Genomic DNA, 23131 nt, shown 5'->3' on the forward strand with positions numbered 1-23131 from the left:
GGCCGCCCATCGGGCGGCCTTTTGCGTTTCTGCTCCACGCGCAGGATGCGTATAGGATGCAAATGGGAGTGAAAGCGCAGCGTAGATAGGACTGAAATCGGGGCGTTTCACGATGGCGTGATCTTTGTCGGCAGCCTTATCGATCAGTGGAAATTACGCGATCTGACGACGATGCGCTCACCGGCGGAATCGCTGTCATGGGTGCTCTCAGCAGAGGAGCGATTACCGATGTCTGCGAGCAACCCGGAAAGGTCGGTGATCTCTTTTGCTACCAGATGCACGACGTCACCTTCCTTCTGGAGCATGCCCGTCACCGCCAGCATCTGCCCACCAAGCACCACGCGCCGGTTTGCATCGAACATATCCGGCCAGATGATGACGTTCATGTTGGCTGTCTCGTCCTCCAGCGTCATGAACACCACGCCTTCGGCAGACCCTGGTCGCTGCCGAACCAGCACCAGCCCTGCCACGGTGAGACGCTTCCCATCCTTTGCCGCCAGCGCCTGCCGACAGGTGACGATGTCCCGTTCTCGCAGATCCCTGCGAAGAAATGCGAGGGGATGGTCCCGCAGGGTCAGGCCAAGCCGGTTATAGTCCCGCACTACCTCGGCGCCATCCCGCATGGGCTGCAGCAACACATCCGGCTCCTCCGCTTCACGCGTTACTTCCGCAGCCGCAAACAGGGGCAGGGGTTCATCGCGCAGAGCTTTGATCGCCCAGAGCGCCTCGCGCCGTGTCAGCCCGAGCGAAGGGCGGAACGCGTCCGCTTCGGCCAGATGGGTCAGGGCTGCCGACTTCACGCCAGCCCGACGCCACAGATCATCAATGGATGTAAAGGGACGGGAGGCTCGTGCGGCAACAATCCGGGCCGCATCGTCATTGGCCAGGCCCTTGACCAGACTGATGCCCAGCCGCACGGCGAAGCGACCCTCCGGTGTTTCCGGCCCTTCCAGTGTGCTGTCCCAGCGTGAAGCATTCACGCAGACAGGCCTGACCTCCACGCCGTGTTCCCGCGCATCGCGGACCAGTTGTGCCGGCGCATAGAACCCCATCGGCTGGCTGTTCAGGAGTGAGGTCAGAAACACATCCGGATGGGTGCATTTCATCCATGACGACGAGTAGGCCAGAATGGCGAAACTGGCCGCGTGGCTCTCGGGAAATCCGTAAGAACCGAAGCCTTCCAGTTGCTGATAGATCCGCTCGGCGAATTCCTCATCATACCCATTGGCGCGCATGCCTTCGATCAGGCGTGTCTGAAACTGCGAGACGGTACCGGTATTCTTGAAAGTCGCCATCGCGCGACGCAACTGATCGGCCTCGGCGGCGGTAAACCCTGCACAGATCATGGCGACCTGCATCGCCTGTTCCTGAAACAACGGGATACCGAGCGTCTTTTTCAGAACCTTTTCCAGTTCAGGTGTCGGATAGTTTTCCGGTTCGATCCCTTCGCGCCTGCGGAGATAGGGATGGACCATATCCTCCTGTATAGGGCCGGGACGCACGATCGCGACCTCAATGACGAGATCATAGAACACACGCGGCTTCAGGCGCGGCAGCATGGACATCTGCGCGCGGGATTCAATTTGGAACACGCCGATCGTGTCGGCCTTGCGGATCATGGCGTAGGTGCGCGGATCCTCGGCCGGGAGGGCCTGGAGCGTAAAGTGTTGGCCTTTGTGCGCCGCCAGCAGGTCCAGACCTTTCTTCATGCAGGTCAGCATGCCAAGGGCCAGAATATCGACCTTCATGAATTTCAGGACGTCGATATCATCCTTGTCCCATTCGATGATCTGGCGCTGCTCCATCGACGCAGGCTCAATGGGCACAAGCTCATCCAGCCGGTCATGCGTCAGCACAAATCCCCCGGGATGCTGTGACAGATGACGGGGTACGCCGATCAGGCAGCGGGCCAGATCAAGCGTCAGGCGGATACGGCGGTCTGACAGATCAATGCCACTATCAGTCAGGGCGTCATCGTCCAGCCTGTGGCCCCAACCATGAGTCTGGCCCGAGAGCGTGCGGATCAGGTCTTCCGGCAGGCCCATGACCTTGCCAACATCCCGCAAAGCCCCTTTGGCGCGATAGCGGATCACCACGGCTGTCAGGGCCGCGCGGTCACGTCCGTAATGCTCATACACCCACTGGATGACCTGCTCGCGCCGTGCATGCTCGAAATCCACGTCGATGTCCGGCGGCTCGCCCCGCTCTTCGGAGACGAAGCGCTCGAACAGCAGCGAATTACGGGCGGGGTCGATGGCTGTGATGCCGAGCACGTAGCAGACGGCAGAATTGGCCGCCGAGCCGCGTCCCTGACAGAGAATATCCTGAGAGCGGGCATAGCGGACAATGCTGTTCACGGTCAGGAAATAGGGCGCGTAGGCCATGCGCCCGATCAGGCCGAGTTCATGGCGGAGCGTTTCCGCCACGTCATCCGGTACGCCATCCGGATAGACGGAACGGGCGCCCTCCCAGGTCAGCGCCTCCAGCGCCTGCTGGGGTGTCTGGCCAGGTACGGAGACTTCATCAGGATACTGGTAGGCCAGATCATCGAGCGAGAAGCGGCAGCGCTCCACGATATCCATGGTGCGGGCGGCGGCTTCAGGGTAACGGCTGAACAGCCGGGCCATTTCCTGTGGCGGTTTGAGATAGCGGTCCGCGTGACGCTCGCGGACGAACCCGGCCTCGTCGATGGTGGTGTTATGCCGGATGCAGGTGACGACATCCTGAAGGATGCGCCGGTCGTGGGTATGGAACAGCACGTCATTGGTCACAACGGTTGGCACCCGTGCCTGATGCGCCAGGTTGGCAAGCTCATACAGCCGCATCGGGTCATTGGGACGGCGTAGCAGGGTGAGCGCCATATAGGCACGGTCAGCAAAGGCGTCCTTCAGCTTGCGCAGATGCAGACCGCAGGCATCATCCGCCGTGTCGGGGATCAGGACAACGATCAGGCCTTCACCCCAGGTGACGAGATCCTCCCAGAGCAGATGGCATTTCCCTTTGCCAGCGCGCGCCTTACCGATGGTGAGCAGACGACACAACCGGCCATAGGCGGCCCGGTCCGTCGGGTAGACCAACACGGGCGGAAAATCCGCCAGATCGAGACGGCATCCCACGACAAGCCGGAGCCCCGCCTGTTTCGCCGCCACATGCGCCTGTACCATGCCGGCCAGAGAATTGCGGTCGCAGATACCGAGCGCCTCCATACCAAGTGCCTTGGCCTGTTCGAACAGTTCGATCGGGGAGGATGCCCCGCGCAGGAACGAGAAATAGGTCGTGACCTGTAGTTCGGTATAACGCGGTGCGGATATGGTCATCCGAAGATTCCGTGCAAGAACCAGCCCTGCGAGCCGGTCTCGCCATGCTCGCCATCACCCGCCCGGTAGAGCCAGAAGCGCTCTCCAGACGTGTCCTCCACCCGGAAGTAATCCCGGTCGATGGTCAGTTCAGCATCATTCTTCCACCATTCACCAAAGACCCGCTCCGGGCCGTCAGCGCATTTCACTTTCCGCCGCACCCCTCGCCAGATGAAGAACAGCGGCGGCTGGTCCGGCAGTTCCGCCATGGCCTGCACCGGCTCAGGTCGTGCGAGCAGGCGCGTCGGACGCGGCCAGTGATCCGGCCAGTCCTTCGTCTCCTCGGGGGCCAGAGCGGGCACGCGGCAGAAGGAGCGTTCGGGCAGATCACTTTCCACCGGGGCAAACCGATAGAGCGCCTGCATACCCACACGGTTGGCCAGTGTGTCGACCAGATCAGACACATCGGTCTCTTCCTCGGCAATCAGGGAGGAGACCGTCTGCCGCCGGTCCATGGGTTCCGCCTGTGACGCGATCAGCACCATGCGCTCGATGCCGAAGCCCGGATTGATCGTTTCAATTTTCTCGCACAGCAGCCGCGTCAGACGTTTCACGTCCCGTACGGGCATGGCGGTCGCCACACGGATCGCTTCGGTGCGACTGTCCACGCGATGCAGCAGCAGGTCGAGGCGGCGCACGCCCTGTCCACGTTCGTCCAGCCCCTGGCAGAGCAGCGGCACCAGCTTGCCGATATAGCGCGCGATGGTCTCAGCAGCGCCGATGGGTTCGGCAAAGTTCCGGCTGACCTCGACTGGATCGACGGGACGGACCGGAAGGATGGCTTCCCCGATGCGTCCAAAGGCCTGATCCAGCCTGCGGGCGATATCAGGACCGAACCGCAGCGCTAGGGGTGCCCGTGGCATGGCGGCCAGTGGTCCGATGCGCGACACACCCAGCGTGGCCAGACCTTCGATAATGGTGGGGGGCAGGCGCAGCGCCTCAAGGGGAAGATCGGCCAGTGCCTTTGACGCATCACCGGCCTGCACAACGGCAATCGGTACCCGGCCATAGCGGGCGATGGCGTGCGCAGCGCCCCACGTCTCCGCCACCACGGCCTTTGCCCGGAACCCGGCGCCCGCCATGCGATGAACCATGTCCTTGAGCATGGGAAGTTCACCGCCATGCAGGTGATCCGCCCCGGTCGTGTCCAGAACCAGGCCGTCCGGCGCATCGACGGCCACGATGGGCGCGATCCTGTGCTGGAACCATAGCGCCAGCTTTTCCAGACCCAGTCGGTCGTCCTCGGGATCGGCGTCCATCAGCACCAGATCGGGATAGAGCGCCTGAGCCTTGGCGACCGGCGTGCCGGGGCGCAGCCCCAGCTTCCGGGCGGCGAGATCGACCGACAAGACAATCCGTCGCCGTCCTTCGCGCCCGGCCAGCGCCAGCGGCGTTTCAGGCGCGGGCGCGTCTGGTCCAAGTCGTTTCCTGATCCGGTCGGTCGCCCAGAGTGGCAGGTAAAGCGAGACGATCCGCGACCGGGATACAGGGGGCGAGCCTTCCTTTGGCATCACAGGCCTCCACTTCAAAATCGGCACATTCACCCGCCCGGGCACGGATCAGTTCCAGCAGCCAGCGGGGCCGTCCCACACCGGGCACCGGCAACGGCACGGATGGCAGGACGGACACCCGCCATCGGGTCACACTGGCAGTCGGCTGGCCGAAATCCGCCGCATCAGTCTGTCGTCGCCAGCGGCGTATCGCGATGCCCAGAGAGCCGGATGTCTCGGCCGCCAGTTGCAGGCGACGTGAGGCGGTCATGGACAGACGCGCCACCTCGGCGACCACGGCCCCCAGGCCACCATGCCGCAGCCCTTCCTCGAAGCAGGCCAGCACATCGACATCCGAACTGGCCTCGACAAAAATGGTCCGCCGAGCAGAAAGCCCGACCTGTTTCAGGGAGGGGGCGAACACATCCTGGCGGGTGACGATCCAGAGCACCTTGCCACGTGTGCGAGCCGCAATCCCGGCGCAGAACTGACCGGCGGCGGCACTGTGCAAGGCGTCATTCCCACCGCCGGCCACTTCATGAAGGGCACCGAGCGCCAGCCCGCCACCGGGCAGGCGGCTGTCGATCTCGCGCACGCCAAAAGGCAGCACCGTGCGGCGTCGGTCGCTGTGCCCTTCGAGACGGCTGATTGCGGCCCGCAGCGTCTCCAGACCGGGTTTTTTATGGATTTCAGCAGTCATGTCACGGCTCGACGGTCCTTGTGCAGGCGTATTTCATGATTATATGTTCCTGATTTGTTCTAATCATGCTACGCAAGTCAATGCAAATTCGCTCCGTATCCGGCATGCTGGTATCCGATGTTGGATCAGTATCGTTGATGAAAGTGCGCTAAGGAATTGAATCCAGAACTTTCTCCCGCTTCGGGCAGCGACGATTATCTGTCCCGTCTGAATGACGCGCAGCGGCAGGCCGTCACGCACGGGACCGGAGTCTCGCCGGGCGGGGCGGATTCATCCCCTCTGCTGGTCATTGCTGGCGCCGGATCGGGCAAGACCAACACACTGGCCCATCGGGTCGCGCATCTGATCGCCTCAGGCGCCGATCCGCGCCGCATCCTGCTGCTGACCTTCTCGCGGCGGGCCAGTGTAGAGATGACGCGACGGGTAGAGCGCATTTGCAAAACGGTGCTCGGCGGCAAAGCCGGACCTCTGGCTGACGCGTTGGCCTGGGCCGGGACGTTCCACTCCATCGGTGCGCGGCTGCTGCGGGAGTATGCCCAGCAGATTGGCATGGACCCGGCGTTTTCGATCCATGATCGGGAAGATTCTGCTGACCTGATGAATCTGATCCGCCATGATCTGGGGTTTTCGAAAACCGAGAAGCGGTTCCCCGGCAAGGGTACGTGTCTTGCCATCTATTCCCGCGTGGTGAATTCCGGCGCACCGCTCGCCGATGTATTGCTTAAGCACTATCCGTGGTGCGCGGGCTGGGAAGCCCAGCTCAAACAGCTGTTTGCAGGCTATGTCACGGCGAAACAGGAACAGGGCGTGCTGGATTATGACGACCTGCTGCTGTGCTGGGCGCAGATGGTCAGCGATCCGGTACTGGCCGCCGATATCGGCGGCAAATGGGATCATGTGCTGGTTGACGAGTATCAGGACACCAACCGGCTGCAGGCGGAGAACCTGCTGGGCATGAAGCCGGATGGACGCGGCCTTACGGTGGTGGGCGACGACGCGCAGTCGATCTATGCTTTCCGGGCCGCGACCGTGCGCAACATTCTCGATTTTCCGGCGTCTTTCGATCCTCCAGCATGCGTCGTGACGCTGGACCGGAACTATCGTTCCACGAAACCCATTCTGGATGCCGCCAACGCCGTGATCGGGGAAGCAGCCGAGCGGTTCACCAAGGATCTGTGGACCGAACGGGCGTCGGAGGAAAAGCCACGACTGGTCACCATCCAGGACGACACGGCGCAGGCCAATTACATCGCGGATCGGGTGCTGGAAGAGCGTGAGGCCGGCACACGGATGAAGCAGCAGGCGGTGCTGTTCCGGGCTTCGCACCATAGCGGCACGCTGGAGGTGGAACTGACAAGGCGCAACATCCCGTTCGTGAAGTTTGGCGGCCTGAAGTTTCTCGACAGCGCCCATGTCAAGGATGTGCTGGCCCTGCTGCGCTTTGCCCAGAACCCGCGCGACCGCATTGCGGGCTTCCGGATTCTGCAGCTTCTGCCGGGCGTGGGGCCGACCTCAGCCCGGCGCGTGCTGGATACAATGGGCGAGAATGCCCATCCCTTCGATGCGCTGCGGGACGTGAAAGCACCACCGCGCAGTGGCGAGGCCTGGACGGGGTTTGTGAATCTGCTGACCGCTCTTGGCGGCCATCAGGTCGGCTGGCCGGGCGAGATCGCGGCTGTGCGCTACTGGTATGAACCGCATCTGGAGCGTCTACATGAGGACGCTTCCACCCGTCTGGCCGATCTGGTGCAGCTGGAGCAGATCGCCGGCGGCTATCCGTCACGCGAGAAGTTCCTGACCGAACTGACGCTGGACCCGCCGGATGCCACGTCCGACCAGGCTGGCGTGCCGCTGCTGGATGAGGATTACCTGATCCTCTCGACGATCCATTCCGCCAAGGGGCAGGAATGGAAGAATGTCTTCGTGATGAATGTGGTGGATGGCTGCATTCCGTCCGATCTGGCGACAGGCGAGCAGGATGACATCGAGGAGGAGCGCCGGCTGCTGTATGTCGCCATGACGCGGGCGAAGGACAGTCTCGATATCATGGTGCCGCAGCGTTTCTATGTGCATGGCCAGCACAGCCGGGGCGACCGGCATGTCTATGCCTCACGCACCCGTTTCATCGACCGGGACATGCTGCCCTTGTTCGAGGCTGTGTCGTGGCCCGTCGTGAAGCCGGAAGAGCAGGCCCGGCAGGAGGCGGTGAATTCGGTGCGGATCGACATGGCCGCCCGCCTGCGCGGCATGTGGTCGTAAGGGGACAGGCGGATGTGCAATCTCTATTCCATGACTTCCAACCCACAGGCGATCAAGGACGTTGCAAAAGTCCTCGAGGATCGCACGGGGAATCTCCAGCCATTGCCCGAGATTTACCCGAACACGATGGCACCGGTTGTGCGGAATGGAGACAATGGCCGTGAACTGGTCATGGCGCGCTGGGGCATGCCGACACCGCCCGGTTACCTGAAAGGCCATAAAGTGGATCGCGGTATGACCAATATCCGCAATCCGACCTCGACATGGTGGAAGCGCTGGGAAGGGGTGGCGCATCGCTGTCTAGTGCCGCTGACCGCCTTTTCGGAACCGGAGCGTTTGCCTAATGGCAAATCACGGCCTGCGTGGTTTGTCCGCAGCGACGGTGAGCCGCTGGCTTTCTTTGCCGGGATCTGGTGCCGGTGGACGTCGGTGCGGAAACTGGCGGACGGGGAGACGACGGATGACCTGTTCGGTTTTCTGACCACTGAGGCCAACCGGGAAGTGGGCGCGGTTCATCCGAAGGCCATGCCTGTGATCCTGACGCAGCCGGATGAACTGGATGTGTGGATGAATGCGCCAGCGGAGGAGGCTCTGCAGCTTCAGCGGCCTCTGCCAGATGATCTGTTGGTCCGTGTTGAAGTCCGGCGTTCTTTGGAATGACGGCCATGAAGGCGAAAGATTACTTGCCGCTTTCGCCTCATCCCGGTCATTCGATGACTAATCGTACGGTTGGCAAAGCAGATAGATATCATTTCCCAATATCACTTGACCCGCAGGCGATATTTAACTTGGTGAGTAGTACACCTCTGTCCCGGATAGGTTTTTATCTGGGACAGGGCGCAGCATTCGCCTAATCTTTAGGCAACGCGGATCAGCTTGCGGTTGATAAACTCCTCGATGCCCAGGAAAGACAGTTCGCGACCAAAACCCGAATTTTTGATCCCGCCAAAGGGCAGTTCAGGCGCTGCAGCCGTTGCGGTGTTGATGAACATCATGCCGGTCTCGACCTGTTCCGCCACTTTTTCGGCGCGAGCAAGGTCGCGGGAGAACACGGACCCGCCGAGACCATAGGGGGAATCATTGGCCAGTTCGATGGCTTCATGCTCTGACGCGACCTTGTGCACGACCGCAACGGGGCCGAAAATCTCCTGATAGAAGACCGGATTGTCTTTGGAGACATTCGTCAGGATAGTCGGCTCCATGAAGAACCCCTTGCGATCCATCCGCTTGCCGCCAACCACCAGAGTTGCCCCTGCCTTAACGGCTTCGTCAGTCTGCGCCAGCGCAGTGTCCAGCGCCTTTTTGCTGCTCATCGGGCCATGGGTGGTGCCCTCAGCCAGCGGATCGCCGATGCGGAACTGCGTGATCGCCTTTTTCAGACCGGTGAGGAAGGCGTCATAGACCTTCTCATGCACGATCATCCGCTTGGCCGCCGTGCAGACCTGCCCGTTATTGGCGAAGCGACCCCATGTCGCCCATTTGACCGCCAGTTCAAGGTCCGCATCATCCAGCACGACGAAGGCGTCACTGCCACCCAGTTCCATCGTGTCCTTCTTCAGCGCCGCCCCCGCTTCGGCCGCGACCGCCTGGCCGGCGCGTTCGCTACCGGTCAGCGCGACGCCACGGATGCGGACATCCTTGATCAGTTCGGCTGACTGGTCGTTGTCGAGGAAGATGTTGGTATAGACGCCCACAGGCGCGCCCGCATCGTGGAACAGCTTTTCAAAGGCCAGCGCGCATTGCGGCACGTTGGGCGCGTGCTTGGCGATGACCACGTTACCTGCCATCAGGTTCGGCCCCGCTACGCGGGCAAGCTGGTAATAGGGGAAGTTCCATGGCTCGATGCAGTAGATCAGGCCAAGCGGCTGATTGATGATCTTTGCATGGCCTTCCTTGACCTTCAGATGCGTGGGAGCGAGGAATTTCTCCGCGCCATCGGCATAGAAGGAGAGAATATCGGCGGTGATGTCGATTTCCTCCAGCGCGTCCGGTAGCGCCTTGCCCATTTCGGTCGCGATCAGGCGCGCATGGGCCACACGATCGCGACGCAGCAGATCGGCGGCCTTTGACATGACGACCTTACGCTCGGCGATGTCGCATTTTTTCCAGTCGGTCTTCCACACATGGTCCGCGCGATCGACAATCGCCTTCATCTGCGCGGCGGTATGTAGTTCAAACGTGCGTTCCACGGTTTCCGTGGTCGGGTTGAGGGTTTGGTAAAAACTCATTGGTCTGTTTCCCTGTTTATTGATTATGGAACGGGTAGTCGGTGTAGCCATGCGCGCCGCCGCCATACATCGTCGCCGGGTCCAGCGAGTTGAACGGCCAGCCGTGTTCCAGCCGCGCAGGCAGGTCCGGATTGGCGATAAACTTCCGGCCAAAGCCGATCATGTCCGCCCATCCATGTGCCAGCACATGCTGGGCTTTGTGCAGGTCGTAACGGCCCGCGCACAGGATGCGGCCGTCGAAGATGTCGCGCACACTGGCTCGGAAGGTGTCCGGCATTTCCGGCGCATTATCCCAGTCGGCTTCGGCGAGCGAGACATAGGCGATGCCCGCATCCGCCAGCACGCGCACGGCCTGCGTGTAGGTCTCCGCCGGATTGTCCTCCAGCAGGCCAAGATAGACACGCTCTTCCGTGGTCGTGCCGAACAGTGGGGAAAATCGCACGCCCAGCCTGTCGGGCGTAACCACGGCGGAGACGGCTTCGACCACCTCGCGCAGGAAGCGCAGGCGGTTGGACAGGCTGCCGCCATAAGCATCGGTACGGAAATTGGCGCGTTCGGATAGGAACTGGTTGATCAGGTAACCATTGGCGGCGTGAATCTCCACACCATCAAACCCGGCGGACAGTGCATTGCGTGCCGCCTGTGCATACATCTCCACCAGTTCATGGATTTCGGGAATGGAAAGTGCGCGCGGCATGTCGGGTGGGACCAGCTTTCCCGTGCCCGGTCCCGTGGGGATGAACACGTTCACGCCTGTTGCCGCAACCGCCGACGGGGCGATCGGCGCCTCATGACTAGGTTGCAAAGCGCGGTGGGACACGCGGCCGACATGCCACAACTGTGCAAAGATGGGCTGCCGCTTTGCGTGTACCGCATTGGTGACCAGTTTCCAGCCCGCGACCTGTTCAGGGGAGTAGATGCCCGGTGTCCAGGCATAGCCCTGTCCGCGGGGTTCGATCTGCGTGCCCTCGGTAATCAGGAACCCCGCCTGTGTGCGCTGCGCGTAATATTCGGCCATCAGCGTGTTGGTGATGTCCCCGGGTTGCGTGCTGCGGCAGCGTGTCAGGGGTGGCAGGAAGATCCGGTTTTCAAGGGACAAATCGCCCAGCCGCACAGGATCGAATAAAGAAGACGAAGACATGATCAACCTTGTTCACAAATGCAGGACATCCGTCCGGCCCGCGTGTAAACATTGACCCACCCTCTGGTGTGCGCAAGAACGCACATAAACCGCCACTAGTGTCAGGAATGATACCATGCCCCGCATTCGTCACACCACGCTGGCCTGTAGCCCCGGCTGCACGGTGGAAGCCACGCTCGAACTGTTTGGGGGCAAGTGGAAGGCGTTGATTCTGTATCACCTGTTCGAGGACGGGGTGCTGCGGTTTGGCGAACTGCGCCGCCGCCTGCCCAATGTCACACAGCGGATGCTGACCAACCAGTTGCGCGAACTCGAGGCAGACGGCCTGGTGTCACGCACCGTCTTCCCCGAGGTACCACCGCATGTGGAATACGCCCTGACCGATCTGGGCAAAACCCTGAAACCAGTTATTCAGGCACTCAAAACATGGGGAGATCGGTATGCGCATTCTCTCCAGCGGAACAAAGCTGGTGATTGAGATTGACCGCTAAGCATTATGGACAATTCCTGCAGCAACATACCTGTCAGTATAGCAGAAGCAGAGCGGACGGGCAGCAGTCGCCTCATTGCAGACGTGTTCGCATGAATGCAGTCATCCCGTAAGCGGACATTGTTTCATGAGTGATCGGCTAGTTTCAGTCCCGATGACATCGCATAATTTTTTGATTCTAAATTCGAGGCCACCATTCAAATGGCCTATGTTAGCTTTCCCTCTTCAGATCCTATGCCACTTCATCAAAGGTTTTCACCAGACATCAATTTCCGATGCACGATGCGTCCTCGACTGGTAAGGCGAGCGGCAGCACTGCCCCAGCGTGCGGAAAACCCGGCCGCGACATATCCCATCAATATCAATGATCCACGGATGGCGCCGCGATCCGCTCTGGGAATGCCATATTCACCATTTATCGGTAGAGAGAGAATAAAACGGCACTGTTCTTTTGTGAGATCTTTCGCAGCCAGATAGGACCTGGCCGCCCCGTTCTGGATGGGGAAATCCATAACATTACTCATGACCTGTCTCCTCTGGCTCAAACTCTTCAGGAAATCATAGTTTCAGCTTGCATCCACTGACTGACGTCGACCCTCTCGCCCTGAAACAAAGGAGAAGGGCGTAACAAGGAAAATCATGAAAATATTGATACAACTTGCACACGACAATACAGATCCATCGCAGCTTTCTGTGCACCAATCAGATTCTGAACCGCTATATAGGTTTGCACGTAACTTGCTTCCTGCACATGCGCTGGCCTGTCAGTCAGCGCCATCGCCATTTCTATCGCTGTGTCGAGAAGCGGCCTGAAATGTGCTTCCAGATAGTCACCACGCATCTGATGGTCTGTTGGTAGATTGGAAACAGTCATCTGGAAAAGATCATAGCCATTCTGCTGCAATTGTTCTTCTTCAGGTAAAACTGCATCTGTCCCCAGTAAAGAAATGACACAGGTTCGATCAGGCGCCAGAAGAATGATCTTTTCCAGCAAAGGATGAAAAGCGTGGGAAGGTGGTGCTATAAAAGGCAATCTCATAGTGCTGCCTTTTCTGCGCTTTCCGGTGCCTGACCACATCGCCTGAGCAGATTGCGAAGTTGATTGATAACAGGAAAGACTTCCCGATTGTGATCTCCACCGAGGTCTTTCCATGCCGCCTGTTCCAGCTCGACAATCTCGCGATCTTCAAAGAAGACGCGCTCCGTGAATGCGACCAGTATTGGCCAGGCAAGATCCAGTAAAAAAGGCACTTTCAATCGTTTGATCGACAACAGACCGAAAACACGGTTGGTCATTTGCTCACGGTCCTGTGGCACATACGAGATCCACAACTCCATCACGGGTTCCTCAATCCCCTGCGTTTCAATACGCAGGCTCTGATAGGGATAGTGTGTCCTGATGGTCATGACGTCCCGATAGGCAAAATCCCGACCATCACGGCGTCTCTGGCCGTAGATCAGCGCCTCACTCAAAGGCTGTTTGCCGCCGGTTCGTGCAAAGGTGTAGCGGGCTTCAACAAAATCATCACCGTGGTCCATTCCCAGAAACCGCGGCTTCATTTTTCCGACCAACCGACTGTGCAGGACCTGGTGATTCATATCCATCAGGTTTTCATGCATGAAACTGTAATGACAGTTCACCATCTGCCCGAAACGTCGCGTGCGATAACGCGTATCTCTCACCCTTGGAAAGTCAGGGAGCGGGACAATCTCTGCAAGAGACTGATCCCCCATGAAAACAAAAATAAGCCCGTCTTTTTCGCGACAGGCCCAACTTTTGAGACGCAGACATTGCGCTTCGGCAGAAACATTGGGCGAAACACATTGGCCGTCCCGATTATATCTCAGACCATGAGCGGGACAGCTTATCTGGTCACCACAAACCTTTCCTTTGCCAAGCAGAACCTGCCGATGGGCGCACAGGCCATCTAGCGCATAAGGAACGCCGCTTTTAGGACGTACGATGACGATATGCTGTCCTGCAAACCGGACATCGATTGCCTTTTCCCCTCCCAATTCACGGGACCAGGCGACAGGATACCAGAAATCCGGGTTGGTTCTGACACGTCTTAAATCAATCTGTACCGCGCACGCTGAATGGTCTGAAATTTGGTGGAGCTCGTTTTCCATTACCTCGACACTTCAACTGGCTCAGCGCAAAGGAAACAACGCAACCCAAGTCATGGAGCGTTATGTCGTCTCTCGCATTTTGTCTGAGCAGGTATAACTCGTTATCAATTACCGGACAGAATGCGTCAGTGTCCGCCGGCTGAACCGAAAGTTTCTAACGGATCAATGCTGTCAGCAGCACAAAAGCGTTGTCCATATATCGGTCAGGAATAACAGAGCAGAAGACCGTGTCCGGACAAGAGGCCACCGCCTGATTCATCAGGAACGACCGCGGCATAAGGCAGACAGGCATATATTCTCTCCTCCCTTCGGTCATCCCGCCCGACGGTTGGTGGCTGAGCAATGGCAGGTCTCCTGGCTCACGGATCATGGCCAACCGGTTCCAACCTTCCCGTTCCTATGAGAACAGTGGTTCACGTTCAAAGTGAACGAACCAGTGACATACCGCCTACAGTTGCGGGAGCAGCCTCCGACTTTGCTTCTGGCCGAATGTCTGACCAGAACATAACGGAGTTCCCTATTAACCCGCTCGCGCGGGACCATTGAAGCGTTTGCCTTTGCACCATGCCGCCAAACGCATCCAGAGTGCAAGCTGGAACATCATGGAGCGGCGGAAGGCAGATATCAGTTTTTCGTATGTAGACCATGCGTCTGATTGACCTGATTTCCCGAAGACAAACAGTGCGCTGATCAGTTTCCGGTGTCGTTCTTTCCGGGGACAACGCCGCCACATTTTACCATGAACAAAATTGATGTGTTTATGAAATCAAATCATTTCTACTCACGGATACGTTCAGGCATAAAGCTGCGATGACGATGACCACCACCGCCTGAGAGAGGCAGAAGCCAAACTGGGGATGCCATGCATCACCATTGTCCTCATTCTGGATTGGGGTGGAAAAGGGACACAGGACCACAATGATTCAGGACTCGACATTCAGTATCCATAGGCTCCGCTTCGATGAGAACTATCATCCTTCTGACAGGACGCGCCTTACGACCAATTTTGCCAATCTGGCGAGAGGGGAAAGCCGTCAGGAAAACCTGCGCAACGTGCTGCGCATGATCGACAACCGGTTCAATGATCTGGCGCACTGGGATAATGCCAACAGAGATCGCTACACTCTTGAACTTGAAATCGTTTCTGTCGAGATGGATCTCGCCTTTTCTGGCAAAAGCGGCAGCTTTCCTCTGATCGAAGTCCTCTACACAACAATTGTTGATAAAAACGCCAACAAACGGATAGAGGGCCTCGCCGGGAACAGTTTTTCCTCGTATGTGCGGGATTACGACTTCAGCGTGTTGTTACCGGCTTACAATAAAGAGAAAGCCGAATTCAGTGTCCCCCATAACTATGGGGACTTACATGGAAATCTCTTTAAAAGCGTTATGAACTCGTCTGCTTACAAGCAGAATTTCAAAAAACCGCCAGTCATCTGCCTCAGTGTTTCGACCAATCGTACCTATCATCGGACGGAAAATCAGCATCCTGTTCTCGGCGTTGAATATGAGCAGCGAGAATTTTCCCTGACAGACCAGTATTTTCAAAAAATGGGTATGCAGGTTCGTTATTTCATGCCGCGCAATAGTGCTGCACCGTTGGCCTTCTATTTTTTTGGCGATCTGCTGTCTGACTATTCTGCCCTTGAACTGATCAGCACCATCAGCGTGATGGAATCTTTTCAGAAGGTCTACCGTCCTGAAATTTACAATGCCAATTCTGCGGCGGCTGACTGTTATCAGCCAAGCCTGAATCATCAGGATTATTCAAACACCCGAATTGTCTACGACCGGGAAGAGCGGAGCCAACTGGCAACCGCTCAGGGAAAATATACGGAAGAAAATTTCATCTGGCCATATCACGATATCCTCGAACAGTGGTCTGCCAGTGACGCCGGCTGATCCATCAGAAAGACAAGGTCATCTCTCATGAAAACACTGCTCCCCACCTCAACGGCTGGTAGTCTGCCCAAACCCTCATGGCTCGCACAGCCTGAGACCCTGTGGTCGCCCTGGAAATTGCACGGAGAGGAACTGGTCGAAGGCAAACAGGATGCGCTACGCCTGACACTGGACGATCAGGACCGCGCTGGGATCGATATCGTCAGTGACGGTGAACAAACGCGTCAGCATTTCGTCACGACGTTCATTGAACATCTCAATGGTGTAGATTTCGAGAATCGCCAGACGGTCAAAATTCGCAACCGCTACGATGCGAGCGTGCCATCAGTCATAGGCGCTGTAACGCGCGAGAAGCCTGTTTTTGTCGAGGATGCGAAGTTTTTACGCACGCTGACGAAGAAGCCCATCAAGTGGGCGCTCCCCGGTCCCATGACCATGATCGACACGCTCCATGATGGCCACTACAAAAGCCGCGAAAAACTGGCCTGCGAATTCGCCAAAATTCTCAATCAGGAAGCGAAAGAACTGGAAGCGGCTGGTGTCGACATCATCCAGTTCGATGAGCCTGCCTTCAATGTTTTTTTTGATGAGGTCAATGACTGGGGCATCGCCACTTTGGAGCGGGCTATTGAAGGACTGAAATGCGAAACCGCCGTCCATATCTGCTATGGTTATGGTATCAAAGCCAATATCGACTGGAAAAATGCCCTTGGGGAAGAGTGGCGGCAGTATGAAGAGATCTTTCCCAAACTGCAGAAATCCAATATCGATCTGATTTCACTGGAATGTCAGAACTCCCGCGTTCCGATGGATCTGATCGAACTTATTCGTGGGAAAAAGGTCATGGTCGGCGCCATTGATGTAGCCACCAATGCCATTGAAACTCCAGACGAAGTCGCAAATACGCTACGAAAAGCCCTTCAATTTGTGGATGCCGACAAGCTTTATCCCTGCACCAATTGCGGTATGGCGCCTTTGCCGCGTAATGTGGCTCGCGGCAAGCTGGATGCTCTGGGCGCAGGTGCGGAAATTGTTCGAAAAGAACTCTCGGCCTGATAGGTAACTCTGCGGGTTTCTATCGTGGAGGGCAGGCCACAGGTCTTGCCCTCCACGATGCCAGAATTTCCGGAGACATTAGCAGTCTCGCCACGTCTTCCGCGCTGTATAAAGTCAGCGAGAAACGCCCACGATCCTTTATCATTTTCGTTCCAATCGGCCTGAGCTTGCCGTCACACGTCCATCTGATATGTTCCCGACTGGAAATTCCCAATGCATCCTGAAGAGTGGCTGGCGTGAAAGGACGTGTGCAGATGTCCTCCACCGTCGTGATGAGCTTTTCAATATCGCTCGCCCTCTCTGCCATAGGACAGACAGCACCGAGGATGTACCCGAACCGGCGCAGTCGTTTCCGACATTCCTGCTTTCGGCAGCCAATAATCCTGTGATTTCCCGAGAGAAAATCCACAAACCGCGTAAGGCGTTCACTCTTTGAGAGGGCCAGACGTTCAGGTGTCTGGAGATAAGACAGAATATCTCTGGCAAGGGCGTGGTGCATGGTTCGTTTCACTGTCTGAACAGCATATTGCCCGGATCAACGGAGCCACGGGTTCATACAACACGGACATCCGAACTGGGTTTCCTCATCCGGAACGCTGTCCTCCGGGGCATCGCATGCCAGAGAGGCTTCGTGCTGCTTCTCATCACGTGTCGTTTTGGGGGTCGGCACATCACCGAGCAAACAGGCCCCCTCGTCTTGTGTGTGATCATGCCTCATCGTCGGTTCCATAATAGAGCGTGCCAAGCTCGATCGGCGAACGCCCCTGACTGCGGCGATGAGCATTGGTATCACGCAGCGAATAGGCGCAGCCGCAATATTCCTGCTGGTAGAACTTCTCCTGTTTGCTGATCTCGATCATCCGCGAGGAACCGCCCCCTTTGCGCCAGTTGAAATCCCAGTAGGAGAGCCCTTCATAAGGAGATACGGCGCGTTGGCCGCAATCATTGATCTGCGCCATATTCTTCCATCGTGAAATACCGAGCGAACTGGTCATCACGGGGAAATCATGTTCATGAGCGTAAAGTGATGTGCGTTCAAAACGCATATCGAAGCACATGGTGCAACGGACACCGCGTTCCGGCTCCCATTCCATGCCTTTCGCACGAGCGAACCAGTTGTCTCTGTCATAATCGGCATCGACGAAGGGGATACCGTGTTTATCGGCAAACCGAATGTTTTCGTCCTTGCGGAGGAGATATTCCCGCTCGGGATGGATGTTCGGATTGTAGAAGAAGATCGTGTAGTCGATACCCGATGCGGTCATGGCCTCCATCACCTCACCCGAACAGGGTGCGCAGCATGAATGGAGGAGCACCTTCCTGTGTCCCTTCGGTGGGGTCAAAATCTGCCGGGGTTTCTCGCTCATTGGGGATTTCCGTTGTTTCCAAAAGGCCTGTCACATTATGAGATGCGTTCGTCTGCATCGGACGCATCCCAAGGATATGGGCAATCGCGTAAGTCAGACCAGCACGGTTGAGCGTGGAGACATGAAACTCGTTGAGTCCATGAGCCTGCAAAGTACGGATCTGCGCCACCGCCACCACACTGGCGACGACACGACGAAGTTCAGGATTGTTGGCAGTCCCTTCAAACAGATGCCTCAGCCATGCTGGCACCGTTACCCCGCACACAGCCGAAAAGCGCACGATCTGCTCGTAATTTGAAATCGGCATAATGCCAGGAATGATCGGTACAGTAATTCCGGCTGCCCGGCATCGGTCCAGGAAACGCAGGTAGATCTCAGTATCAAAGAAATACTGCGTGATGGCGCGTGTCGCCCCCGCATCGAGCTTGCGCCTGAGATTATCCAGATCGGCCTCCGGGCTTGACGCAGCAGGGTGGGTTTCAGGATAGGCGGCCACAGAGATATCAAAATTCGCGATGCGACGCAGACCGGCGACAAGATCGCTGGCATGAGCATAGCCCTCTGGCCGCGGAGTGTAATCCGCAGCGCCTGTAGGAGGATCGCCACGCAGGGCCACGATATGATTAACACCAGCATCCCGATAGCGACGGGCAAGGTCATCTACCTCCTCGAAGGTTGCGCCGACACAGGTCAGATGAGCTGCGGGAACAAGGTCTGTCTTCCGCTTCAGACGCAACACCGTGGAGAAAGTGCCGGCCTGCGTGGTTCCGCCCGCACCATAGGTGACCGAGACAAAACGAGGCGCAAGTGGCGCCAGGCGCCGGATGCAGTGCCAGAGCCGCTGTTCCATTGCGTCAGTCCTCGGTGGGACAAACTCGAAGGACAGGATCGGGACTGGAGCTTCGGAATTACGCGGCAACAGTCCGTCGATGCGCTTTTCTGACAGCCATTTGCTCAGCCTGTCTGCCATGTCAGTCGCAAATACTCACAGCATCCGACTTTTCTTTGAAAATTTCAGGCGAAAGGTTGAAGCTGCATTTCGATCTACAGTGAAAATGATCATGAGTGTCGATGGAGACCATGAGCAGCGTCCGTATGACTGATTGGTCCTTCATAATAGAAGTTTATAAAAATGAACTGAAATGATATATTTTTATGTCTATATGAATTTCGTGCATTTATCGGACAAAACATGGGCATTCTGGAACGCAGTCATCTGACAATCATTCAGGAAGTCGCACGGGAAGGTTCGCTGACGGCTGCCGGGGCGCGTCTGAACCTGACCCAACCTGCGCTCAGCCACTCTATCCGCAAGATCGAACAGCAGCTTGGCGTCAGGATATGGCGACGGGAAGGACGATCCCTTGTTCTTACTCAGGCCGGTGAATGGCTTTTGTCTCTGGCAAACCGTCTGCTCCCGCAATTTGAACTGGCGGAAAGCCGTATTGAACAATTCGCAAATGGCGGGCGCGGGACATTGCGCATCGGGATGGAATGCCATCCCTGTTATCAGTGGCTTCTGAAAGTCGTTTCACCTTACTTGGAGAGATGGCCAAAGGTCGATGTGGATGTACGACAGAAATTCCAGTTCGGCGGGATCGGCGCGCTGTTCAGTAATGAAATCGATATTCTGGTGACCCCTGATCCCCTGTATAAACCTAGTCTCAAATTCACACCAGTATTTGACTATGAACTGGTGCTGGCTGTTGGTCCGGAGCATCCTCTTCGGAAGGCAAAATTTGTTTTACCAGAGCAGTTGGCAGATGAAACATTGATTACCTATCCGGTTCCGTCTGAGCGGCTCGATATTTACACGCAGTTCCTGCAACCAGCAGGGATTGGACCCCGACAGCAGAAGCAGATTGAAACGACGGATATCATGCTGGTGATGGTCAGCCATGGAAGGGGCGTTGCGGCACTTCCTCGCTGGCTTGTGGAAGAATACGCCACACGCTTTGAGCTTTATCCGGTGAAGCTTGGAAAAAAGGGTATTGCGAAACAGATATTCCTTGGCCATCGGGAAACCGATGAAGATATTCACTATCTGCGGGATTTTATTGAATTCGCTGCGTCGCCTCGTCAGACCGTTTAAAAATATCACGTCCCTTTATTTTCTATTCCCGGTTTTTCTTGACGTAAGGAGCCTGAGCAGTCAGCGGTGAGGCCATGGATACCATCAGCCTCCTCGCCCTGCTCCTGACCCTCTCGGCAGGCTTCAGCATTCTCAACCACCACACATTGCGCGTCCCGGTGACCATCGGCGTTCTGGTCTTCTCATTGCTGACCTCGCTGCTGGTCATGATTCTGAACCCGCTGATCCCGGCCTATGATCTTCAGGCTCTTCCACGATCCGTGCTCGGAGCCATCAATCTGCCTGCGGCACTTCTGAACGGTGCCCTGTCGCTACTTCTGTTTGCCGGAGCCATGCAGGTGAATGTCGGACATCTGCGCGCAAAGCTGATGTCCGTGACTGCCCTCTCCATTCTGGGAACCGTTCTGGCCGTGGCGTTTCTGGCGGTCGCGGCATGGTGTGTTTTCCCTTTTCTGGGGCATGCCGTTCCCTTTACGTGGTGCATTGTGCTCGGCACCATTCTCGCCCCAACAGACCCGGTTTCGGTTGTGGGAATGCTGAAACGTCTGGGACTGCCGGGACCGCTACAGGCCGTTTTTGCGGGCGAGAGCCTGTTCAATGATGGGGTAGGTGTTGTCATCTTCGGTGTGACGATCGGGCTGGCGACTGGGGACAGTCAGGGAGTGGGAGCTTCGGAGATTGCTCTGAGCTTCTGCCGCGAAGCGCTCGGTGGGGGGCTTCTTGGAGCGGCAACCGGGTGGATCGCGCTTCGTGTGCTCAGGGAACAGCGGGATCCGCATATCGATCTGCTGACTTCGCTGGCGCTGGCGACCGGAACCTTCAGCATCGCCAACCAGCTTGGCATGTCCGGTGCGATTGCCGTCGTCGTGGCCGGTCTCTGCTTCGGAACCAGCTACAGCCATTCCGTTTTCGATGAAGTATCCCGCAAGGAACTCGACATCGCATGGACGCTGATTGACGAAGTGCTGAACGTGCTGCTGTTCATGCTCATTGGCTTTGAAATATTGGAGATCACGCCGCATCTGTTTACGGTGCTGGCGACGCTTGCCGTGATCCCGCTGTCCATTGCCGTGCGGGCATTGAGCGTTCTGTTTTCCACTCTTCCGGTTCATCTCCGACAATGGGAGCGGGGCCGTGTCCTCGGTATCCTGACATGGGGCGGCCTGCGTGGCGGCATCTCGGTTTCTCTGGCGCTTGGCCTGCCACCCGGAGACCTGCGCGACCTGCTACTGCCTGTTTGTTATGGTGTCGTGGTGTTCACCATCATCGTGCAGGGTCTGACCATGGAGCGGGTCGCCCGCAGGCTCTATCCGTCAATCACCTCCCGGTCGCAATAATGCCCTCCTCCCTTCTCCCGGTCTCGATTTCCGCCCGGCGGGTTCTCATTCTCGGGCTTGTCGCAGGCTATGTGGATGCCCTGAGTTTCGTCGATCTGGGCGGTGTCTTTGCTGGTGCGATGACCGGCAATACCACGCATATGGGCGCCTCGTTTATCAGTGGGAACTGGCACCATGGCCTGCTTCTGGTCGGTGTGCTGGGTATCTTTTTCCTTGCCGCCATCCTGTCCGGCCTGATGCGGCTGTTATGGTCGCCAGCTTACGGGGTCATGGTGATGACAATCTTCATGGTTCTGGCGCAGATCGTGCATGGATCGGCCCTGCGTTACTGGGGCGAATTTTTCGTGCTGCCAGCACTTCTGGCCGTGCAGGGCGAGACGATCGCGAAGTTCTCCGGCACGCCCATGCCCACGATCGTCGTGACAACAAACCTGCTGAAAGCCGCATCGGGAATTGCGGAATGGGTAGCGTCATGTCTGGCGCCGGACAGGAACACTCGCCCTGTCGCAGGAAGCATTTTTCTGCCGCTACTTTTGTGGGGGGCTTTTCTGGCAGGCGTGATGGCTGCCGCCATGGGGCTGGCCCTGCACGGAAGCTTTCCGTTCCTGTGGCCCGTCCCTTTCCTTGTTTTCCTATACCGGGATATCTGGAAAACGGAGCGCGCAGGGCAGGATGATAATTGAACACCCGATCCGGCAGCCCAGATCAAACACCGGACGTAACGCATTTATGATGTGCATCTGCCTCTCGGTCAGGTCGGGTTTTCATGCCTGACAGCCGACATTCCTCTTCCCCCCCATCGCAGTCATGATTTCCGGTAGGTGAAGAGAGCGCCGTGTTCCGGGATGAGGGGTTGGGTGTTTCTGCGGTCGGATGGGATCCCGCGTGGGAAGTGGTGATCAGAGGAAGAGGGTGGCTTCGCCTTCTGTGCCGAATAACCGGCATAAGAGGAGAGTCTCCCATGACCACCATCCTGTCCCCCGCGTCCCGTGGTGCCACTTCCGGCGGCTTCCGTATCGACCCGTCGCGAGGCGAACGGAGTGCCCGCGTCTCGTCCGAATGGTTTTCCCGCCCCGATGATGAGCGCTACCTGTCCCTGTCCGACCTGCATGCGGCCACGCTCACCCGTGCCGAGCGCGCCACCGCCCGCACGGTGGAAAGCCGCGCCATCCGCGTGGAAGCATCCCGCGACAATGCCGAGCGCCTGACCCTGACCGTACCGGGACAGCAGGAGCCGATTGTCCCCACACACTGGTCGTTCGGCCAGATGTCCAGTTTGGTCGGCGCGCCATCATCCTATCTGCGCAACCTTCCGGCTCCACTGGCAGCGATCAATCTCCAGCACGGCCTGCTGTCACACCGGGCCGAACTGGTGAAAACACTGGAGACCGAGGACGGCCGCGTCGAGCTACGCGCGGTCACCAGCCCCGATTACGGCCGCATCTGGGACCATGAACTGGTCGGCGCGGTGCGCAAAATCGCTGGCGACGGCACAGGGGATACCAACTGGAAGGTGCCCGGTGTCATCGACTGGGCGACCATGACCCATAATCCGTATGTGGATATCACGAAGGAGACGACGA

Annotated in this window: 18 protein-coding genes, 1 pseudogene and 1 riboswitch; of the genes and pseudogenes, 9 read left to right on the forward strand and 10 right to left on the reverse strand. The window is 57.7% G+C overall.

Features of this window, described 5'->3' with window-relative positions; all coding sequences use genetic code 11:
- Window positions 1-143: 143 nt before the first annotated feature.
- From AABE20_RS05475 to AABE20_RS05485, 3 genes are read right to left on the reverse strand one after another with little or no spacing between them, the layout of a single operon-like run.
- Entirely contained in the window at window positions 144-3317 is a 3174-nt protein-coding gene (locus tag AABE20_RS05475) for an error-prone DNA polymerase (RefSeq protein WP_034927523.1), read from the reverse strand.
- On the reverse strand, window positions 3314-4867 hold the full coding sequence (locus tag AABE20_RS05480) for a DNA polymerase Y family protein (RefSeq protein ID WP_228120942.1): 1554 nt from the start codon (window positions 4865-4867) through the stop codon (window positions 3314-3316). Before AABE20_RS05480 ends, AABE20_RS05475 begins: the two co-directional genes overlap by 4 nt.
- Window positions 4752-5546, reverse strand: coding sequence for an ImuA family protein (locus tag AABE20_RS05485; protein WP_034927520.1), 795 nt, complete (start codon window positions 5544-5546; stop codon window positions 4752-4754). Before AABE20_RS05485 ends, AABE20_RS05480 begins: the two co-directional genes overlap by 116 nt.
- A 156-nt stretch (window positions 5547-5702) precedes the next feature.
- Between AABE20_RS05485 and AABE20_RS05490 the strand changes: the two genes are divergently transcribed.
- Together AABE20_RS05490 and AABE20_RS05495 are read left to right on the forward strand one after the other, a co-directional pair.
- Window positions 5703-7805 carry an ATP-dependent helicase gene (locus AABE20_RS05490; RefSeq protein ID WP_051671984.1) on the forward strand — a complete coding sequence of 701 codons (2103 nt, stop codon included), beginning with the start codon at window positions 5703-5705 and terminating at the stop codon, window positions 7803-7805.
- Window positions 7806-7817: 12 nt separating this feature from the next.
- A complete protein-coding gene (locus tag AABE20_RS05495; protein WP_034927517.1) occupies window positions 7818-8465 on the forward strand; it encodes an SOS response-associated peptidase in 648 nt (215 codons plus the stop codon).
- 197 nt (window positions 8466-8662) lie between these two features.
- Here the strand turns inward: AABE20_RS05495 and AABE20_RS05500 are convergent, their stop codons facing one another.
- Complete coding sequence (locus AABE20_RS05500) at window positions 8663-10033, reverse strand: NAD-dependent succinate-semialdehyde dehydrogenase (protein ID WP_034927514.1); 1371 nt, start codon at window positions 10031-10033, stop codon at window positions 8663-8665.
- 16 nt (window positions 10034-10049) lie between these two features.
- Window positions 10050-11174 (reverse strand): alkene reductase, encoded by a 1125-nt coding sequence (locus AABE20_RS05505; RefSeq protein WP_034927511.1) that lies wholly within the window; start codon window positions 11172-11174, stop codon window positions 10050-10052.
- A gap of 115 nt (window positions 11175-11289) precedes the next feature.
- Here AABE20_RS05505 and AABE20_RS05510 point away from each other — a divergent pair, with 115 nt between their 5' ends.
- Window positions 11290-11652, forward strand: a complete 363-nt coding sequence (locus AABE20_RS05510; RefSeq protein ID WP_034927508.1) for a winged helix-turn-helix transcriptional regulator — start codon at window positions 11290-11292, stop codon at window positions 11650-11652.
- Between the two features lie 257 nt (window positions 11653-11909).
- Here AABE20_RS05510 and AABE20_RS05515 read toward each other — a convergent pair whose 3' ends face one another.
- From AABE20_RS05515 to AABE20_RS05525, 3 genes are all read right to left on the reverse strand, one after another.
- Window positions 11910-12188 (reverse strand): hypothetical protein, encoded by a 279-nt coding sequence (locus AABE20_RS05515; RefSeq protein WP_228120877.1) that lies wholly within the window; start codon window positions 12186-12188, stop codon window positions 11910-11912.
- Window positions 12189-12301: 113 nt separating this feature from the next.
- Window positions 12302-12703 carry a hypothetical protein gene (locus AABE20_RS05520; RefSeq protein ID WP_181417553.1) on the reverse strand — a complete coding sequence of 134 codons (402 nt, stop codon included), beginning with the start codon at window positions 12701-12703 and terminating at the stop codon, window positions 12302-12304.
- Complete coding sequence (locus AABE20_RS05525; RefSeq protein ID WP_051672108.1) at window positions 12700-13794, reverse strand: aromatic ring-hydroxylating oxygenase subunit alpha; 1095 nt, start codon at window positions 13792-13794, stop codon at window positions 12700-12702. The genes AABE20_RS05520 and AABE20_RS05525 overlap by 4 nt, the downstream gene beginning before the upstream one ends.
- 327 nt (window positions 13795-14121) lie before the next feature.
- Window positions 14122-14353: riboswitch (cobalamin riboswitch) on the reverse strand.
- Window positions 14354-14712: 359 nt separating this feature from the next.
- On the opposite strand from AABE20_RS05525, the gene AABE20_RS05530 reads away from it, so the two are divergent.
- Complete coding sequence (locus AABE20_RS05530) at window positions 14713-15696, forward strand: DUF1852 domain-containing protein (protein WP_034931884.1); 984 nt, start codon at window positions 14713-14715, stop codon at window positions 15694-15696.
- Between the two features lie 27 nt (window positions 15697-15723).
- On the forward strand, window positions 15724-16752 hold the full coding sequence (locus AABE20_RS05535) for a methionine synthase (protein WP_034931883.1): 1029 nt from the start codon (window positions 15724-15726) through the stop codon (window positions 16750-16752).
- Window positions 16753-17459: 707 nt separating this feature from the next.
- On the opposite strand, the gene AABE20_RS05540 is transcribed toward AABE20_RS05535, so the two are convergent.
- Window positions 17460-18017: an epoxyqueuosine reductase QueH gene (locus tag AABE20_RS05540; protein WP_242012712.1), complete on the reverse strand. Its 558-nt coding sequence runs from the start codon at window positions 18015-18017 to the stop codon at window positions 17460-17462.
- Window positions 18018-18030: 13 nt separating this feature from the next.
- The gene (gene metF, locus AABE20_RS05545) at window positions 18031-19089 is read right to left on the reverse strand and encodes a methylenetetrahydrofolate reductase [NAD(P)H] (RefSeq protein WP_034929943.1); all 1059 of its coding nucleotides are present in this window, start codon (window positions 19087-19089) and stop codon (window positions 18031-18033) included.
- 222 nt (window positions 19090-19311) lie between these two features.
- On the opposite strand from metF, the gene AABE20_RS05550 reads away from it, so the two are divergent.
- The 4 genes and pseudogenes from AABE20_RS05550 to AABE20_RS05565 form a co-directional block, all read left to right on the forward strand.
- Complete coding sequence (locus tag AABE20_RS05550) at window positions 19312-20211, forward strand: LysR family transcriptional regulator (RefSeq protein WP_034929940.1); 900 nt, start codon at window positions 19312-19314, stop codon at window positions 20209-20211.
- A gap of 74 nt (window positions 20212-20285) precedes the next feature.
- The gene (locus AABE20_RS05555; protein ID WP_034929936.1) at window positions 20286-21548 is read left to right on the forward strand and encodes a cation:proton antiporter; all 1263 of its coding nucleotides are present in this window, start codon (window positions 20286-20288) and stop codon (window positions 21546-21548) included.
- Complete coding sequence (locus AABE20_RS05560; protein ID WP_034929933.1) at window positions 21548-22231, forward strand: YoaK family protein; 684 nt, start codon at window positions 21548-21550, stop codon at window positions 22229-22231. Before AABE20_RS05555 ends, AABE20_RS05560 begins: the two co-directional genes overlap by 1 nt.
- A 278-nt stretch (window positions 22232-22509) precedes the next feature.
- A pseudogene (locus tag AABE20_RS05565) lies at window positions 22510-23131 on the forward strand (DUF932 domain-containing protein); the annotation flags it as partial.

Source organism: Acetobacter zythi (genome assembly GCF_963921165.1).
Classification (GTDB): Bacteria; Pseudomonadota; Alphaproteobacteria; order Acetobacterales; family Acetobacteraceae; genus Acetobacter.

Coding starts and splice junctions, on each gene's coding strand:
- AABE20_RS05540 (WP_242012712.1), bottom strand. CDS start 18,017: ATGACCGCATCGGGTATCGACTACACGATCTTCTTCTACAATCCGAAC.
- AABE20_RS05560 (WP_034929933.1), top strand. CDS start 21,548: ATGCCCTCCTCCCTTCTCCCGGTCTCGATTTCCGCCCGGCGGGTTCTC.
- AABE20_RS05525 (WP_051672108.1), bottom strand. CDS start 13,794: ATGGAAAACGAGCTCCACCAAATTTCAGACCATTCAGCGTGCGCGGTA.
- AABE20_RS05555 (WP_034929936.1), top strand. CDS start 20,286: ATGGATACCATCAGCCTCCTCGCCCTGCTCCTGACCCTCTCGGCAGGC.
- AABE20_RS05480 (WP_228120942.1), bottom strand. CDS start 4,867: ATGCCAAAGGAAGGCTCGCCCCCTGTATCCCGGTCGCGGATCGTCTCG.
- AABE20_RS05535 (WP_034931883.1), top strand. CDS start 15,724: ATGAAAACACTGCTCCCCACCTCAACGGCTGGTAGTCTGCCCAAACCC.
- AABE20_RS05475 (WP_034927523.1), bottom strand. CDS start 3,317: ATGACCATATCCGCACCGCGTTATACCGAACTACAGGTCACGACCTAT.
- AABE20_RS05495 (WP_034927517.1), top strand. CDS start 7,818: ATGTGCAATCTCTATTCCATGACTTCCAACCCACAGGCGATCAAGGAC.
- AABE20_RS05485 (WP_034927520.1), bottom strand. CDS start 5,546: ATGACTGCTGAAATCCATAAAAAACCCGGTCTGGAGACGCTGCGGGCC.
- AABE20_RS05515 (WP_228120877.1), bottom strand. CDS start 12,188: ATGAGTAATGTTATGGATTTCCCCATCCAGAACGGGGCGGCCAGGTCC.
- AABE20_RS05510 (WP_034927508.1), top strand. CDS start 11,290: ATGCCCCGCATTCGTCACACCACGCTGGCCTGTAGCCCCGGCTGCACG.
- AABE20_RS05530 (WP_034931884.1), top strand. CDS start 14,713: ATGATTCAGGACTCGACATTCAGTATCCATAGGCTCCGCTTCGATGAG.
- AABE20_RS05500 (WP_034927514.1), bottom strand. CDS start 10,033: ATGAGTTTTTACCAAACCCTCAACCCGACCACGGAAACCGTGGAACGC.
- AABE20_RS05550 (WP_034929940.1), top strand. CDS start 19,312: ATGGGCATTCTGGAACGCAGTCATCTGACAATCATTCAGGAAGTCGCA.
- AABE20_RS05505 (WP_034927511.1), bottom strand. CDS start 11,174: ATGTCTTCGTCTTCTTTATTCGATCCTGTGCGGCTGGGCGATTTGTCC.
- metF (WP_034929943.1), bottom strand. CDS start 19,089: ATGGCAGACAGGCTGAGCAAATGGCTGTCAGAAAAGCGCATCGACGGA.
- AABE20_RS05520 (WP_181417553.1), bottom strand. CDS start 12,703: ATGAGATTGCCTTTTATAGCACCACCTTCCCACGCTTTTCATCCTTTG.